The sequence below is a fragment of the Chromobacterium sp. Beijing genome, assembly GCF_021496765.1.
Lineage (GTDB): Bacteria > Pseudomonadota > Gammaproteobacteria > Burkholderiales > Chromobacteriaceae > Chromobacterium.
Map to the genome: position 1 here is coordinate 5,174,527 of NZ_CP053750.1, position 14,523 is coordinate 5,189,049.

16 protein-coding genes are annotated in these 14,523 nt (G+C 64.2%); 12 read left to right on the forward strand and 4 right to left on the reverse strand.

What is annotated here, in order from left to right:
- Positions 1-82 precede the first annotated feature (82 nt).
- The 4 genes from HQN78_RS24260 to HQN78_RS24275 all read right to left on the reverse strand — a co-directional run bounded on the left by HQN78_RS24260 (position 83) and on the right by HQN78_RS24275 (position 3,339).
- Positions 83-985, reverse strand: coding sequence for a hypothetical protein (locus HQN78_RS24260; protein ID WP_235086929.1), 903 nt, complete (start codon positions 983-985; stop codon positions 83-85).
- A 147-nt stretch (positions 986-1,132) separates the two neighbouring features.
- Entirely contained in the window at positions 1,133-2,404 is a 1,272-nt protein-coding gene (gene rstB, locus HQN78_RS24265; RefSeq protein WP_107800437.1) for a two-component system sensor histidine kinase RstB, read from the reverse strand.
- Between the two features lie 6 nt (positions 2,405-2,410).
- The gene (rstA, locus tag HQN78_RS24270; RefSeq protein ID WP_235086934.1) at positions 2,411-3,130 is read right to left on the reverse strand and encodes a two-component system response regulator RstA; all 720 of its coding nucleotides are present in this window, start codon (positions 3,128-3,130) and stop codon (positions 2,411-2,413) included.
- A 17-nt stretch (positions 3,131-3,147) separates the two neighbouring features.
- On the reverse strand, positions 3,148-3,339 hold the full coding sequence (locus tag HQN78_RS24275; protein ID WP_146176699.1) for a hypothetical protein: 192 nt from the start codon (positions 3,337-3,339) through the stop codon (positions 3,148-3,150).
- Between HQN78_RS24275 and HQN78_RS24280 the strand changes: the two genes are divergently transcribed.
- The 12 genes from HQN78_RS24280 (at position 3,338) to cyoB (ending at position 14,509) form a co-directional block, all read left to right on the forward strand.
- Entirely contained in the window at positions 3,338-3,670 is a 333-nt protein-coding gene (locus HQN78_RS24280) for a hypothetical protein (protein ID WP_235086937.1), read from the forward strand. The two genes, HQN78_RS24275 and HQN78_RS24280, sit on opposite strands and share 2 nt — an antisense overlap.
- Positions 3,671-3,709: 39 nt before the next feature.
- Complete coding sequence (locus tag HQN78_RS24285; RefSeq protein ID WP_107800435.1) at positions 3,710-4,072, forward strand: SFCGS family glycine-rich protein; 363 nt, start codon at positions 3,710-3,712, stop codon at positions 4,070-4,072.
- Positions 4,073-4,075: 3 nt separating this feature from the next.
- Positions 4,076-4,378 carry a DUF4312 family protein gene (locus tag HQN78_RS24290; protein ID WP_043591096.1) on the forward strand — a complete coding sequence of 101 codons (303 nt, stop codon included), beginning with the start codon at positions 4,076-4,078 and terminating at the stop codon, positions 4,376-4,378.
- 34 nt (positions 4,379-4,412) lie between these two features.
- On the forward strand, positions 4,413-5,189 hold the full coding sequence (locus HQN78_RS24295; RefSeq protein ID WP_166452683.1) for a DUF4311 domain-containing protein: 777 nt from the start codon (positions 4,413-4,415) through the stop codon (positions 5,187-5,189).
- A 17-nt stretch (positions 5,190-5,206) separates the two neighbouring features.
- Entirely contained in the window at positions 5,207-5,860 is a 654-nt protein-coding gene (locus tag HQN78_RS24300; RefSeq protein WP_019101591.1) for a DUF4310 family protein, read from the forward strand.
- A 10-nt stretch (positions 5,861-5,870) separates the two neighbouring features.
- Positions 5,871-7,004: an amidohydrolase/deacetylase family metallohydrolase gene (locus HQN78_RS24305; RefSeq protein ID WP_235086939.1), complete on the forward strand. Its 1,134-nt coding sequence runs from the start codon at positions 5,871-5,873 to the stop codon at positions 7,002-7,004.
- Positions 6,988-8,106, forward strand: a complete 1,119-nt coding sequence (locus HQN78_RS24310; protein ID WP_235086942.1) for a DgaE family pyridoxal phosphate-dependent ammonia lyase — start codon at positions 6,988-6,990, stop codon at positions 8,104-8,106. The genes HQN78_RS24305 and HQN78_RS24310 overlap by 17 nt, the downstream gene beginning before the upstream one ends.
- Complete coding sequence (locus HQN78_RS24315) at positions 8,103-8,837, forward strand: KDGP aldolase family protein (RefSeq protein WP_081545444.1); 735 nt, start codon at positions 8,103-8,105, stop codon at positions 8,835-8,837. Before HQN78_RS24310 ends, HQN78_RS24315 begins: the two co-directional genes overlap by 4 nt.
- Positions 8,838-8,883: 46 nt before the next feature.
- Positions 8,884-10,638: a transcription antiterminator gene (locus HQN78_RS24320; RefSeq protein WP_235086944.1), complete on the forward strand. Its 1,755-nt coding sequence runs from the start codon at positions 8,884-8,886 to the stop codon at positions 10,636-10,638.
- Positions 10,626-10,799 (forward strand): hypothetical protein, encoded by a 174-nt coding sequence (locus HQN78_RS24325; protein WP_235086948.1) that lies wholly within the window; start codon positions 10,626-10,628, stop codon positions 10,797-10,799. The genes HQN78_RS24320 and HQN78_RS24325 overlap by 13 nt, the downstream gene beginning before the upstream one ends.
- 727 nt (positions 10,800-11,526) lie before the next feature.
- Positions 11,527-12,459: a ubiquinol oxidase subunit II gene (gene cyoA / locus HQN78_RS24330; protein ID WP_107801943.1), complete on the forward strand. Its 933-nt coding sequence runs from the start codon at positions 11,527-11,529 to the stop codon at positions 12,457-12,459.
- Positions 12,460-12,466: 7 nt separating this feature from the next.
- The gene (gene cyoB / locus HQN78_RS24335) at positions 12,467-14,509 is read left to right on the forward strand and encodes a cytochrome o ubiquinol oxidase subunit I (protein WP_107800428.1); all 2,043 of its coding nucleotides are present in this window, start codon (positions 12,467-12,469) and stop codon (positions 14,507-14,509) included.
- The last annotated feature ends 14 nt before the right edge of the window (positions 14,510-14,523 follow it).

The following is a 14,523-nucleotide window of genomic DNA, read 5'->3' on the forward strand; positions in this document are numbered from 1 at the left end:
GGCCTTGCAAATGAAAACGGGGCGCCGAAGCGCCCCGAATTATGTGCGATTGCCGGAGGTTCCGGCAATGCTCGCCGCCTGATTACTTGGCAGCGGAAGCAGCTTTTTTGGAAGCTTTCTTCTCGGCTTTCTTGGCCGGAGCGGAAGCTTCTTTCTTAGCGGCTTGGGCTTTCTGAGCAGCGGAAGCCTCTTTCTTGGCTACGTGCTTTTTGTGCTTTTTAGCGGCTTTTTTGGCCGGAGCGGAAGCGTCGGCTTTAGCGGCTTGAGCTTTCTGAGCAGCGGAAGCTTCTTTCTTAGCAGCGTGCTTTTTGTGCTTTTTAGCGGCTTTTTTGGCCGGAGCGGAAGCGTCGGCTTTAGCGGCTTGAGCTTTCTGAGCAGCGGAAGCTTCTTTCTTAGCTACGTGCTTTTTGGCTTTTTTGGCTTTTTTCGGAGCGGAAGCGTCGGCCTTGGCGGCTTGGGCTTTCTGAGCGGCGGAAGCTTCTTTCTTGGCTACGTGCTTCTTGGCTTTTTTAGCTTTCGGAGCGGAAGCGTCGGCTTTAGCGGCTTGAGCTTTCTGAGCAGCGGAAGCTTCTTTCTTAGCTACGTGCTTTTTGGCTTTTTTGGCTTTTTTCGGAGCGGAAGCGTCGGCCTTGGCGGCTTGGGCTTTCTGAGCGGCGGAAGCTTCTTTCTTGGCTACGTGCTTCTTGGCTTTTTTAGCTTTCGGAGCGGAAGCTTCAGCTTTGGCGGCTTGAGCTTTCTGAGCGGCGGAAGCTTCTTTCTTAGCTACGTGCTTCTTGGCTTTTTTAGCCTTCGGAGCGGAAGCTTCGGCTTTGGCGGCCTGAGCTTTTTGAGCAGCGGAAGCTTCTTTCTTCGCTACTTTTTTCTCGGCTTTCTTAGCCTTGTGGATCGCAACCGGAGCGGAAGCAGCAGCTTTTTCAGCGGCGAAGCCGTTAACGGACACCAGGCTGAAAGCAGCGGTCAGAGCAAGCAGAGCCAGCTTTTTCATTTATGAAACTCCTAAGTTTCTTGGATTGGTATGAAAGTGGACATGTAGTCCTTTTCAGGCCGAAATGCTAACCATGACAAGGGGCTGAGTCTATGCCTTCTGTGTATCCCAATGTTACGGAATGTACAGGCGCGGCGACGGCGGATGTCAGATCGGCCAGCGGAACAGAAAGCGCGCGCCGCCCAGCGGCGAGCTTTCCACTTTCACCTCGCCGCGGTGGGCGCGGGCGATGCCGGCGACGATGGCCAGTCCCAGGCCGTGGCCGCCGGTCTTGCGGCCGCGGCTTTCGTCCAGCCGCACAAAGGCGTCGAACACCCGGCCGCGGTCCTGTTCCGGAATGCCGGGGCCGTCGTCGTCCACCATGATGATGCAGTGGCGCTGCTCGACGATGATGCTGGTCTGCACCAGGCGGTTGGCGTGGCGGCGGGCGTTGGACAGGAAGTTGTCCAGCACCCGGGTCAGCAGGTGTTCGTCGGCGGTGATGGCCAGGCTGGCCCCGGCCGGCTCCAGCCATTGAATGTCCTGCGTCAGCGCGGCCTGGCCGGCGATGCGGTCCTTGGCCCAGGGAATGGCGTCGAAGCTGCTGAGCTTCAGCGGCGCTTCCGGCCGGTCCAGCCGCGCGTGCAGCAGCAGCTCCTCCACCAGCTTGTCGATGGCGGAGAGGTCGCGCTCTATCGCCTGCCGCTCCGGGCTGCTCTCGTCGCCTTCCAGCAGCGCCATCCGGTAGCGCAGCCGCGCCAGCGGCGTGCGCAACTCGTGGGCCACGGCGTTGGTCAGGGTTTTCTTGCTATTGATCAGCGCGGCGATATTGTCGGCCATGTGGTTGAAGGCGACGCCCAGCTGGCTGACGCCGGAGCGCGGCGGCAGGTCCACGCGGGCGGACAGATTGCCGCTGGCCAGCTTGCCGGCGGTTTGCTCCAGCGCCACCAGGTCGCGCCAGTGCGGCCGCATCCATAGAAACACTGGTATCGCCAGCGACAGGCCGATGAAGCCCAGCAGCGCGTAGTCGAACCATTTGAGCTGGTGCAGGAAGAATAGATAGCGCAGCGGACCGGCCACCAACAGGTAGTTGCTGTCCTCCAGCTTTTGCAGGAACACGTATTTGTCTTCCAGCATCACGATTTCGCCGCGGTCCAGCGCCTGCTTGGATTCGTCGTCCAGCAGATAGCTGCTCATCTTCTCCACTTTGACGCGGAAGGTGAAGCCGTGGTCAGAGTTGGCCAGCGTTTCGCTCCAGCGGTCTTCCGGCACGCCGCGCAGATCGGCTTCGATCAGCGACAGCGTGGTGCGCAGCAGGTCGGACAGATAGCGCTCGCCCACGTCGTCCACCGCCTGCTTGTAGACCGCGCCCACCAAGACCACCGCCACCAGGAAACAGGTCATCAGCAGCAGGTAGAACTGGATGAACAATCGGCGCATGCGCGCTTACTCCCAGCCGGACAAGGAGAACAGATAGCCGCGGTTGCGCACCGTCTTGATGCGGAACGGCTCGCTGGGATTGTCGCCCAGTTTCTTGCGCAGCCGCGAGATGGCCACGTCTATGCTGCGGTCCAGGCCGTCGTAGCTGACGCCGCGCATTTCCTTGAGCAGGATGTCGCGGTTCAGGGTTTCGCCGGCGTGGCTGGCCAGCAGCCACAGCAGATCGAAGTCCGAGGTGGACAGCGGGATCTTTTCATTGGCCAGCGTCACGTCGCGGCTGATCGGGTCTATCGCCAGTTGGCCGAACACCACTTTGCGGGTGCCGGGCTTGGGCGCGGCGGCGTCGGCGCTGGCCGAAGCGGGCCGCAGATTGCGCAGCTGGGCGCGCAGCCGCGCCACCAGCACCGAGGGCGGCGTGGTTTTCAGAATGTAGTCGTTGGCGCCCAGTTCCAGGCCCAGGATCTGGTTCATATCGCTGTCCAGCGAGGTCAGCATGATGATGGGGCCGTCGAATTTGGGACGCAGCTCGCGGCAGATGGAGAGGCCGTCTTTGCCGGGCAGCATGATGTCCAGCAGCACCAGGTCCGGCGCTTCGCGGGCGATGGTGTCCAGCGCGGCGTCGCCGCGCGGTTCCACCACCACGTCCATTTCATGGCGGGACAGAAAGTCGCTGATCAGCTCGGCCAGGTCGGCGTCGTCTTCTACAAACACGATGCGGTGGGTCATGCCTTGCATCCATCTATTCAGTGGTCAATCCGCGAAGTATCGCCCGAGCCGCCGCGCGCTTCAACTGCAAGCACGGTCAGGACCGCCTTGTTTCCGCCCGGCGAGCAGGCGATTTCCGTTTCGAAGCGGAAAATCCACCGGTCCACAGTTGCCGGCGGCTTGATTACAGTTTCCTGACATCGCCAACCGTTTTGCAAAGGAAAGCTCATGAACGATCAAGTCCGTCCCGCCGCCGTCGACCAGACCGCGATCCGCCGCCTGGCGGACCAGATTCTGGGCCAGATTCCCGCCTTGCTGGACGCGGCCGGCAAGTCTCTGACCGAGGTTCAGCAGCAGAAGCTGGATTCGCACGTGCTGGCGATGGCGCGCCGCTCGCTGACCGGCGAAGGGCTGCCGGATTTCGACAAGAGCCTGTTCGACGAGATCTCGGACACCACGCGGCGGCTGTCCGCCGCGGTGGTGGCCTTGTTCGGCAATCTGCCGGAAGAGGAAGCGCTTTTGCTGTCCATTCATTTCGAGATGGCCAAGAACAAGGCCTGAAGTCCGCCGTGCATAGATAGAGAGATAGAGGAGAAGACAATGACACAGATAACCGTAGTGATTGGCGACCGTCTGGGCAAGGGACAGAAAGTGGGCGCGGGCGCGGAGGCCGCCGGCGCGCGCGCGGTGGTGATCGCGGGCATGGCCGCGGATATGAAGCTGGGCGACGTGATGCAGGCGGAGGGCGCGCAGCTGGGCATTTCCTTCTGCGGCAGCGGCGGCGCCGGCGCCATCACCGCGCAGACCAAGTACGGCTACAAGGCCAAGTACGGCATGCGTTCGGTGGAGGAGGGCGTGACCGCGATCGAGGAGGGCTACACCGTGCTCGGCTTCGGCTTCATGGACAAGGAAGAGCTAGGGCAGCGGCTGGTGGCGGCCTATCAGAAGAAATACGGCGGCTGAGCGATGCAAAGGCGTTTCGAGTCCAGCGTGACGGTCAGCGGCCGCGGCGACAGCAAGGCGCAAGCTTGCGCCGACGCCTTGTCCGGCGTGCAGCGCGCGGTGACGGCGGCCGGCCATCCGGTGCTGTTGCGCATCGAGCCCATGCGGGTGACGGTGGTCGCGGCGGAGGAGATCCGCCGTCGCGAGCGCTTTCTGTTCTTCTTCCTGCCGCGGGACAGGCTCAGCTACGCCGTCACGCTGGAGGTGGAGGTCAGCGTGACGGCGCTGGATATCGAGGCCGTGCCCTTCGTCGCGCGCCAGGTTTAGGCGCCGGCTGTCGTTTCATTCCGAGGAGGAAGCCATGCTTCTGATCATTCTTCTCAAGTCGCTGTTGATAGGCGGTCTGGTCGGCGTCGCGGTGGGCGCCGGCGCGGCCCGCATGTTCCACGCGCCGACTTCCCAGGGCATGGGCGCTTTCCGCACCCTGGGCGAGCTCAATTCCTGCGAGGGCGACCCGGCCTCGCATTTTTCCTTCGGCCTGGGCTTTTTCTTCAACGCCTGGGCCTCGTCGGTGGCCGCCGGCGCCTTCACCCAGGACATCGACCACCGGGTGATTCCGCACTGGGGCGCCGCGGCTTTGCTGGCGCGCAACCGCAATCTGGCGGAGACCCTGCACAACCCGCGCAAGATGGCCTTGGTGTGCGGGGTAATCGGCATGCTGCTGGTGGCCTTCCTGAACACCACCGCTTCGGCGGTGCCGGCTTCGCTGCAAATCACCGCGGTCAAGGTCTTGGTGCCCGCGGCCAACCTCTTGGTCAACACCGTGATGCCGGTGATTTTCTGGCTGGCGGCGATTGAGGCCGGCCGGCGTTCCGGTCTGTGGGGCACGGTGTTCGGCGGCCTGGCCCAACTGATCATGGGCAATGCGGTGCCGGGCCTGGTGCTGGGCATTCTGATCGGCAAGGGCGTGGACGAGGGCGGCTGGAACAAGGTGACCAAGCTGATGATGGCGGCCATCGTGGCGCTGTTCGCGCTCAGCGCCTTCTTCCGCGGCTTTGATCTGAAGCTGCTGAGCAGCTTCCACTTGAACGCCCCGTCCTGGCTGGAACTGCTGCACGCCGCCGTGCGCGGCGCTTGAGGCTGAAGGAGAGAATGATGACTGAACAAGCACAAACCGGGGGTTTCTGGCTGGCGGACTGGTCTTTTCCCTTGCTGGTTGGGCTGTTGTCCGCCGGCGTGTTCGCCGGCACGCATATGTATTACGTCTACGGCATCGGCGCTTTCAACGAGGTGGCCTTCGTGTCGATGCTGCGCGCCGGCATGGACACCGGCGTCTACGGCGCGGTGGCCGCCTTCGGTGCCAGCTTCTTGTTCGCCCGGGTGATAGAAGGCTCGCTGGTGGGCATCCTGGACATCGGCGGCGCCATCATGACCGGCGTCGGCCTGGGCATTCCGGCGATGTTCCTCGGCGCCGGCATCTTGTTTCCGGTGGAAAACTTCGGCGCGGCGCTGGCCACCGGGATGGTGATCGGCTTGCTGATCGGCGCGGTCATTATTTTCGCGCGCAAATTCACCATCAATCAGGGCAATTCCACTTACGGCGCCGACGTGATGATGGGCGCGGGCAACTCCTCCGGCCGCTTCCTCGGCCCGCTGATCATCCTGTCGGCGATGGCGGCGTCGATCCCCATCGGCGTCGGCTCGCTGCTGGGCGCGCTGGTCTTCTATCTGTGGGGCAAGCCCATCACCGGCGGCGCCATCCTGGGCGCGATGCTGCTGGGCACGCTGTTCCCGGTGGCGATTGCCTGAGGAGGCGGCGATGGATGATTTGCTGATCAAGGACGCTTTGCTGGCCGACGGCTCGGTGCTGGACATCGCGATCCGTCACGGCAAGATCGCCGGGCTGGGGCGGCTGGACGGCCCGGCCCGGCGCACGCTGCGGCTGGACGGACGCTGGCGGCTCAGCGCCGGCTGGATAGACGGCCATGTGCATTGCAACCCGGCCTCGCCGATTTATCACGACGAGCCGGATCAGGTGGGCGTGGCCGGCGGGGTCACGACGGTGGTGGACGCCGGCAGCGTAGGGGCCGACGACGTCGCCGCCTTCCGCGAGCTGGCCGGCGCTTGCCGCACCGATGTGCGCGCCTTGCTGAACATCTCGCGCATCGGCCTCGTCACCCAGCATGAATTGGCCAATCTGGACGACGTCGACGTGGCGCTGGCCGGCGCGGCCATCCGCGCGCATCGCGATTTCATCGTCGGCATCAAGGCGCGGCTCAGCGGCAGCGTGGTCGGCGCCAACGGCGTCGCGCCGCTGGCGCGGGCCAAGGAGATACAGCGGCGCTTCGGGCCGCTGCCCTTGATGGTGCACATCGGCAACACCCCGCCGTCGCTGGACGAGATCGCCGAATGGCTGGAGCCGGGCGACATCGTCACCCACTGCTTCAACGGCAAGCCCAACCGCATCCTGGACGCCGCCGGCGCGCTGCGCGCCTCGGTGCGGGCGGCGATCGAGCGCGGCGTGCTGCTGGACGTCGGCCACGGCAGCGCCAGCTTCAGCTTCCGCGTGGCGCGCGAGGCCATGGCGCTGGGCCTGTACCCGGACACCATCAGCTCGGACATCTATTGCCGCAACCGCGTGGCCGGGCCGGTGTTCGGCCTGGCGGCGGTGATGTCCAAATTCCTGAGCCTGGGCATGCCGCTGGAGAGGGTGCTGGACTGCGTGACCCGGCGGCCGGCGGAAGCGTTGGGACTGGGCGGCAAAGGTCGGCTGGAAGCGGGCGCGGACGCCGATCTGACCATTTTCGACATCGAAACCGCGCCGCGGCCGCAGAGCGATAGCGACGGCGACACGCTGACCGGCGTGCGGCACCTGACGCCGCTGGCGGCGGTGGCGGGTGGCGTCTTGCTGCCCACCGAACAAGGAAAGGCTTGCCATGTCTTCGATCTATGAGCAGTACCAGCTTAAGCCGGTGATCAACGCTTCCGGCCGCATGACCCTGCTCGGCGTGTCCACGCCGGCGCCGGAAGTGAGGGCGGCGATGGTCCAGGGCCTGGAGCGGTATTTCGAGATGAAGGATCTGGTCGACAAGACCGGCGACTACATCGCCCGGCTGCTGGAGGTGGAGGCCGCGACGGTGGTGTCCTGCGCGGCCGCCGGCATCGCCCAGTCCGTGGCCGCCGTCATCATCCGCGACGACCCGCGCCTGCTGGTGAATCTGCACGCGCAGCCGGTGGCCGGACCGCGCGAGATCGTGCTGCCCAAGGGGCACAACGTCAATTTCGGCGCGCCGGTGGGCGCCATGGTGGCGCTGGGCGGCGGCCAGGTGGTGGAGGCCGGCTGGGGCAATGAGTGCTCGGCCGCGCAGTTGGAGGCGGCGATAGGTCCCGACACCGCCGCCATCCTCTATATCAAGTCCCACCACGCCTTGCAGAAAAGCGTGCTCGGCGTGGCCGAGGCCGCCGAGGTGGCGCGCCGCCGGAAGGTGCCGCTGATCGTCGACGCGGCGGCGGAGGAGGACTTGCGCGAGTATTACCGGCTGGGCGCGGACCTGGTGATCTACAGCGGGGCCAAGGCGATAGAGGGGCCGACCAGCGGCCTGGTGCTGGGCCGCCGCCAGTATGTGGAATGGGTCAAGCTGCAAAGCCAGGGCATAGGCCGGGCGATGAAGGTGGGCAAGGAGGGCATTCTGGGCCTGACGTGCGCGATAGAACGCTATCTGAAGCAGGACAAGGAAAGCGGGGCGGCGATGGCGGAGCGGCTGCGGCCCTTCATCGCCGGGCTGAACCAGTTGGCCGGCGTCAGCGCGCGCCTGGTCTGGGACGCCGCCGGCCGCGACATCGCCCGCGCCGAGATCGCTTTCGACGCCAGCGCCACCGGCGTCAGCGCGGTGGCCGCCGCCGCCGCGCTGAAACAGGGCGAGGTCGCCATTTATTTCCGGGAATACCGGGCCAACGAGGGCAAGCTGGAGGTGGACGCGCGCAGCGTGGACGCCGCTCAGCTGGAACAGATCGGCACGCGCATCCGCCGCTTGCTGACGGGAGAGAAGGCATGAAACTGGAACCCCATTTTTATCAGGACCGCGTTTGCTTGAATGTACTGGCTGGAAGCAAGCACAATGCCCGTCAGATTCATCAGGCGGCGGAAGGCCATGTGCTGGTGGGCGTGCTGTCGAAGAACTACGCCGACGTGGACAGCGCGGTGGCGGACATGCGCGAGTACGCGGCCTTGATAGACAACGCCTTGTCGGTGGGGCTGGGCGCCGGCGATCCGCGCCAGTCCGACATGGTCAGCGCCATTGCCGGCCAAGTGCAGCCGCAGCACGTCAATCAGGTGTTCACCGGCGTGGGCGCCAGCCGCGCGCTGCTGGGTCAGGCGCGTACCGTGGTCAACGGCCTGGTGTCGCCCAGCGGCATTCCGGGCCTGGTCAAGGTGTCCACCGGCCCGCTCAGCGCCGGCGCGCCGGTCTGCGCCGCGCCGGTGGACACCGCCATCGCCATGCTCAAGGATATGGGCGGCAGTTCGATCAAGTACTTCCCCATGGGCGGGCTGGATTGCCGCGACGAATACCTGGCGGTGGCGGAGGCCTGCGCACGGCATGATTTCTGGCTGGAACCCACCGGCGGCATCACGCTGGAGAATTTCAGCGAGATCGTCCGCCTGGCGCTGGAGGCCGGCGTGCCCAAGGTGATACCGCATGTGTACAGTTCCATCATCGACGCCAGCGGCGAAACCCGGCCCGGCGACGTGGAGCGGCTGTTGTCGATGGTGAAAGCCTTGTTGTAGACGCGTCCGGGGAGGCCGGGCGCGGATGGGTTTAAGAAGGAGGCTCATGGTCAAATTCCCCTATCAACGGCTGGCCCAGGCCTTTGCCGCCCTGCAGGCGGAAGCGCTGCCGCAGGAAGAGCTGGCGCGCCGGCTGGCGGTGTCCACCCGCACCGTGCGCAACGACATCGACGCGCTCAACGCCATTCTGGCCGAGCACGGCGCGCGCTTCGTGCTCAAGCGCGGCGAGGGCTACCGGCTGCAGGCCGACGACCCGGAACGCTTCCAGCAGGTGCGGCCGCAGGCCGGCTCCGGCCGCGCCATTCCGCGTCAGGCCGGCGAGCGGGTGCATTATCTGCTGGCGCAGTTCCTCGGCTCCGCCTACGCCTTGAAGCTGCAGGATCTGGCCGACGCCTGGTGCGTCAGCCGCGCCACCTTGCAGACGGACATGGCCGAGGTGCGCGAGCGCCTGGCCGGCTACGGCCTGAGCATAGAGGCCAAGCCGCATTACGGCATGAAGCTGCTGGGCGCGGAATCCTCCATCCGCGTCTGCCTCAGCGATCTCTTGGCGCAGCTGGCGGCGGAGCGGGCGGACCATCCCTTGTTGAGCGCGGACCCGGTGCTGGCCGACGCGCTGGCGACGGTGCGCGCCGGCCTGCCCGGCTGCCTGAGCCGCGCCGGCGTCCGCCTCAGCGACGACGGCGCCCAGTTCCTGAGCTTTTATTGCGCGGTGGCGGCCAAGCGCATCGTCGACGGTTTTCCCTTGCAGGATTTCTCCTGCGAGGAAGCGCCGCCGGCGGCGGCCCAGGCCGCGACGCACATCGCCGGCCTGCTGCGGCGCATGAGCGGGGTGGAGATCGCCGCCGCCGAGCAAGCCTTCCTCTGCGTCAACATCGCCGCGCGCAGCCTGAGCGGCATATTGCCCAGCGCGATCAACGCCGACGATGCCGACGCGCTGGTCCGCTACATCCTCGACTACATCAACCGCCATTACCGCTACGATCTGCGCGCCGACCGGCAATTGCGCGACGATCTGGTCACCCACGTCAAAACCATGATCACCCGGGTGCGTTACCAGATCACGCTGGCCAATCCGGTGCTGGCCGACATCAAGCAGCATTACGCGCTGGCCTACGACTTCACGCTGGCGGCGGTGTCGAGTTGGGCCAAGCACTCGCCGTACCGGATCTCGGAGAACGAGATCGGCTATCTGGTGCTGCACATCGGCGTGGGGCTGGAGCGCCATTACCAGATCGGTTATCTGCGCCGGCCGCAGGCCCTGCTGGTGTGCGACGGCGGCAACGCCACGCTGCGCACGCTGGAGGCGGTGCTGCGGCGCCGTTTCCCGCAGCTGGAGGTGTGCGCCGCCTTGTCCTGTCAGGAGTACGAGGCGCTGGAGCATGTGGGCGCGGATTTCGTGGTGTCCACGGTGAGGCTGGAGGACAAGCGCAAGCCGGTGGCGCTGCTGTCGCCGTTTCCGTCGGATTACCAGCTGGAGCAATTGGCGCGGCTGGTGGCGGTGGACCGCACCCGGCCCTATATGCTGGAGCGCTATTTTTCCGCCCAGCATTTCTGGGTGGCGGAGCAGGGGCTGAGCCAGCAGGCGCTGTTCGAGCGCGTTTGCGGGCGGCTGCGCGAGGAGGGCTATGTCGACGCCGATTTCCTGCCTTCGGTGCGCGAGCGCGAGGACATCCTCAGCACCATGCTGGGCGACGGCATCGCCTTGCCGCACTCGCTGGGCTTGCTGGCGCGCAAGACCACGGTGTGCACCATCATCGCGCCGCACGGCATTGCCTGGGGGAGGGCGGCGTGGCGCGGGTGATCTTCCTGCTGGCGATCAGCAAGACCGAGTACGAGGAAGCGATGGCGATCTACGAATTGTTCGTTTCCTTCATGCGTCAGCGCGCCGGCGCCCGGCTGGTGGAGAGCCGCAGTTTCGAAGCGTTTCTGCGCAATGCCTTGCTATGTCTGCCCGACGCCTGAGCCAGGCGGGACCGGCGTTTTCCTTGCTGTCAATCCATATTGTTTGGTTTATGTTTTTGTTGCGATTTGTATTGAATCCCGTTGTTTTTGTGCACTGCAAGGGGCGGAGTTCCAGCTTTTTTGTAACAGTTTGAAACTGTATATAGGTTCGAGTATTTACTTCATGCTTTCGTTCTAGATCACGCCATGTCTGCGCTTTGGCTCTATTTTCGTCATTGATCTGTAACAAGCTCTCTGGATTTACCCCGCGAGCGGCCGTTAACCTGGATCAAATTTGCCCTTGAAAGTTGGGGGCGAACTGTTTTTAATAGCGCCGCCTGGCTTCACAACCGGGATGCTCCCGCCGCTTTCTGCGCCGTCCAGGGCTTGCTTGCCCGCCGGAAGACGCGTCTCCGCCCGAGGGTTCGCCGGCTGTCAGCGTTGTGATGTCCCAGCAGGGGAAGGCCGCTTGTCGCCGTTTTCCTGTCGCGTCATCCACCCGGGGCGATTCGCGTCGCCCCTGTCGATTGATCATGCCGACCTTTCGATTTTGATCAGCTCGCGCTGCGAGTTCCGCATTGCTTTTTATTATGCCAATAGCATTTGCATGGCCGTCGGCCGCGCAAGGGCTTGCCGTTGCCGTCCGGTCATGAGCCGGGCCTGGATTACCGCCGCCGGGGCCGATGGCGCGCAGCCTTACGCGCCCGGGCGAGATAACAAGAATGTTCAACCCGTAAAGTCGTAAATGATGAGAAACCAAAGACCCTCACGCCTGTGGCGGGGACTTGCTGTAGCTTCGGCGCTGCTGCTCGCCGGGTGTCAAGGCGGAATCCTTGACCCCAAGGGCCCCGTGGCGGCGGAGCAGAAGTCCCTGATCATCACGGCAACCGCGCTGATGCTGCTGGTGGTCATCCCGGTGATCCTGATGACCTTCTTCTTCGCCTGGAAGTACCGCGCCAGCAATAAGGACGCCGTCTATGAGCCGAAATGGTCGCATTCGACCAAGATCGAGCTGGTGGTCTGGCTGATTCCCTGCATCATCATCGCCTTCCTCGCCGTGCTGACCTGGGAAACCACCCACAAGCTGGACCCGTACCGCCCGCTGGATTCCGACCAGAAGCCGATCGAGGTGCAGGTGGTGGCGTTGAATTGGAAATGGTTGTTCATCTATCCGGAGCAGCAGATCGCCACGATCAACGAGCTGGCCTTCCCCAGCAATGTGCCGGTGAACTTCAAGATCACTTCCGACGCGGCGATGAACTCCTTCTTCATCCCGCAATTGGGCGGCCAGATTTACGCGATGGCCGGCATGCAGACCCAGTTGCATCTGCTGGCGCATGAGCCGGGCGTGTACAAGGGCTTCTCCGCCAACTACAGCGGCGCCGGTTTCTCCGGCATGAAGTTCAACGCCGTCGCCACCAAGACGCCGGCGGAGTTCGAAGCCTGGGTCGCCAAGGTCAAGGCCTCCGGCAAGACGCTGGACGTGAACGGCTACCGCGGCCTGGTGCTGCCCAGCGAAAAGAACCCGGTGGCCTATTACGGCGCCGTCACCCCCTATCTGTTCCAGGGCGTGCTGCACAAATACATGACCGGCCGCACCTCGCTGGCCGCCACCGAGGCCGACGTGAAGCTGGCCGCTCTGGCCAAGAGCCTGTGCGAACCGCTGACGGTGAAGGAGTAATCAAGACATGCTGTTAGGCAAACTTACGCTGGACGCCATCCCCTTCCACGAGCCCATTGTGATGGGCGCGCTGGGCGGCGTCGGCCTGATCGGGCTGATGCTGGTGGCCCTGATCTCCAAAATGGGCAAATGGGGCTATCTGTGGCATGAGTGGCTGACTTCGGTCGACCACAAGAAGATAGGCGTGATGTACATCATCGTCGCCATGATCATGCTGCTGCGCGGCTTCGCCGACGCGCTGATGATGCGCGCGCAATTGGCCATCGCCACCGGAGGCAGCCACGGCGTGCTGCCGCCGGATCACTACGATCAGATCTTCACCGCCCACGGCGTGATCATGATCATCTTCATGGCGATGCCGTTCATGACGGGCCTGATGAACATCGTGGTGCCGCTGCAGATCGGCGCGCGCGACGTGGCCTTCCCCTTCCTGAACTCGCTGAGCTTCTGGCTGCTGGTGGCGGCGGTGATTCTGGTCAACCTGTCGCTGGGCGTGGGCAACTTCGCCCGCACCGGCTGGGTGGCCTATCCGCCCTTGGCCGGCATCGCCTTCAGTCCGGACGTGGGGGTGGATTACTACACCTGGGCCTTGCAGATATCAGGGATAGGGACGACGCTGACGGCGATCAACTTCCTGGTCACCGTGATCAAGATGCGCGCCCCCGGCATGAAGCTGATGGACATGCCCATCTTCACCTGGACCTGCACCTGGGCCAATGTGCTGATCGCCAGCTCCTTCCCCATCCTGACCGGCGCGCTGGCCATGCTGAGCCTGGACCGCTACCTGGACTTCCATTTCTTCACCGCGGAAGCCGGCGGCAACGCGATGATGTATCTGAACCTGTTCTGGGCCTGGGGCCATCCGGAGGTGTACATCCTGGTGCTGCCCGCCTTCGGCATTTTCTCCGAAGTGGTGTCCACCTTCACCGGCAAGCGCCTGTTCGGCCATAAGTCCATGATCTACGCCAGCGGCGCGATCTCCATCCTGGGCTTCATGGTGTGGCTGCATCACTTCTTCACCATGGGTTCCGGCGCCAGCGTCAACGCCTTCTTCGGCATCGCCACCATGATCATTTCGATCCCGACCGGGGTGAAGCTGTTCAACTGGTTGTTCACCATCTACCGCGGCCGCCTGCGCTTTGAAACCCCCATCCTGTGGACGCTGGGCTTCATGGTCACCTTCTCCATCGGCGGCATGACCGGCGTGTTGATGGCGGTGCCGGGCGCGGACTTCGTGCTGCACAACAGCCTGTTCCTGATCGCCCACTTCCACAACACCATCATCGGCGGCGCGGTGTTCGGCTATCTGGCCGGCGTCACCTTCTGGTTCCCGAAAGTGTTCGGCTTCAAGCTGAACCCGAAACTGGGCAAGGCCTCGTTCTGGTTCTGGCAGATCGGCTTCATGTTCGCCTTCATGCCGCTGTACGTGCTGGGCTTCCTCGGCATGACCCGCCGCCTGAACTACACCACCAACCCGGAATGGGAGCCGTGGCTGTATCTGGCGCTGTTCGGCGCGCTCTTGATCGCCTGCGGCATTGCCTGCCAGTTGCTGCAGATCGTGGTCAGCATCCGCGACCGCAAGAAGCTGGCCGACGTCAGCGGCGACCCGTGGAACGGCCATACCCTGGAGTGGTCCACCTCGTCGCCGGCGCCGTTCTACAACTTCGCCAAGCTGCCGGTGGTGCATGACATCGACGCCTTCACCGACATGAAGGAAAAAGGCGTGGCTTACGCGGTGCCGAAGTCCTACGAGCCCATCCACATGCCGAAGAACACCGCGATGGGCGTCTATATCGGCGGCTTCACCACGGTGTTGGGCTTCGCCCTGATCTGGCATATCTGGTGGCTGGCCATCGTCGGTCTGGTGGGCATCGTCGGCTGCATGCTGGCGCGCGCCTACGACAACGATCTGGACTACTACGTGCAGCCGGAGGAAGTGGAGGCCATCGAGCGCGAGCGTTTCGAAAAACTGGGCATCGATGTGGACAACTACACCGAGCGCGACCCGGCCCAGCCGCACAAGGCGGCGCGTCCGACCACCACCGCGTAACAGGTTGAATCCGA

Excerpts from the sequence above, each read along its gene's own strand:
- cyoB (WP_107800428.1), top strand. The coding sequence starts at position 12,467 with ATGCTGTTAGGCAAACTTACGCTGGACGCCATCCCCTTCCACGAGCCC.
- HQN78_RS24295 (WP_166452683.1), top strand. The coding sequence starts at position 4,413 with ATGCTTCTGATCATTCTTCTCAAGTCGCTGTTGATAGGCGGTCTGGTC.
- HQN78_RS24280 (WP_235086937.1), top strand. The coding sequence starts at position 3,338 with ATGAACGATCAAGTCCGTCCCGCCGCCGTCGACCAGACCGCGATCCGC.
- HQN78_RS24315 (WP_081545444.1), top strand. The coding sequence starts at position 8,103 with ATGAAACTGGAACCCCATTTTTATCAGGACCGCGTTTGCTTGAATGTA.
- HQN78_RS24305 (WP_235086939.1), top strand. The coding sequence starts at position 5,871 with ATGGATGATTTGCTGATCAAGGACGCTTTGCTGGCCGACGGCTCGGTG.
- rstA (WP_235086934.1), bottom strand. The coding sequence starts at position 3,130 with ATGACCCACCGCATCGTGTTTGTAGAAGACGACGCCGACCTGGCCGAG.
- HQN78_RS24285 (WP_107800435.1), top strand. The coding sequence starts at position 3,710 with ATGACACAGATAACCGTAGTGATTGGCGACCGTCTGGGCAAGGGACAG.
- HQN78_RS24275 (WP_146176699.1), bottom strand. The coding sequence starts at position 3,339 with ATGAGCTTTCCTTTGCAAAACGGTTGGCGATGTCAGGAAACTGTAATC.
- cyoA (WP_107801943.1), top strand. The coding sequence starts at position 11,527 with ATGAGAAACCAAAGACCCTCACGCCTGTGGCGGGGACTTGCTGTAGCT.
- HQN78_RS24310 (WP_235086942.1), top strand. The coding sequence starts at position 6,988 with ATGTCTTCGATCTATGAGCAGTACCAGCTTAAGCCGGTGATCAACGCT.
- HQN78_RS24260 (WP_235086929.1), bottom strand. The coding sequence starts at position 985 with ATGAAAAAGCTGGCTCTGCTTGCTCTGACCGCTGCTTTCAGCCTGGTG.
- HQN78_RS24320 (WP_235086944.1), top strand. The coding sequence starts at position 8,884 with ATGGTCAAATTCCCCTATCAACGGCTGGCCCAGGCCTTTGCCGCCCTG.
- rstB (WP_107800437.1), bottom strand. The coding sequence starts at position 2,404 with ATGCGCCGATTGTTCATCCAGTTCTACCTGCTGCTGATGACCTGTTTC.
- HQN78_RS24290 (WP_043591096.1), top strand. The coding sequence starts at position 4,076 with ATGCAAAGGCGTTTCGAGTCCAGCGTGACGGTCAGCGGCCGCGGCGAC.
- HQN78_RS24300 (WP_019101591.1), top strand. The coding sequence starts at position 5,207 with ATGACTGAACAAGCACAAACCGGGGGTTTCTGGCTGGCGGACTGGTCT.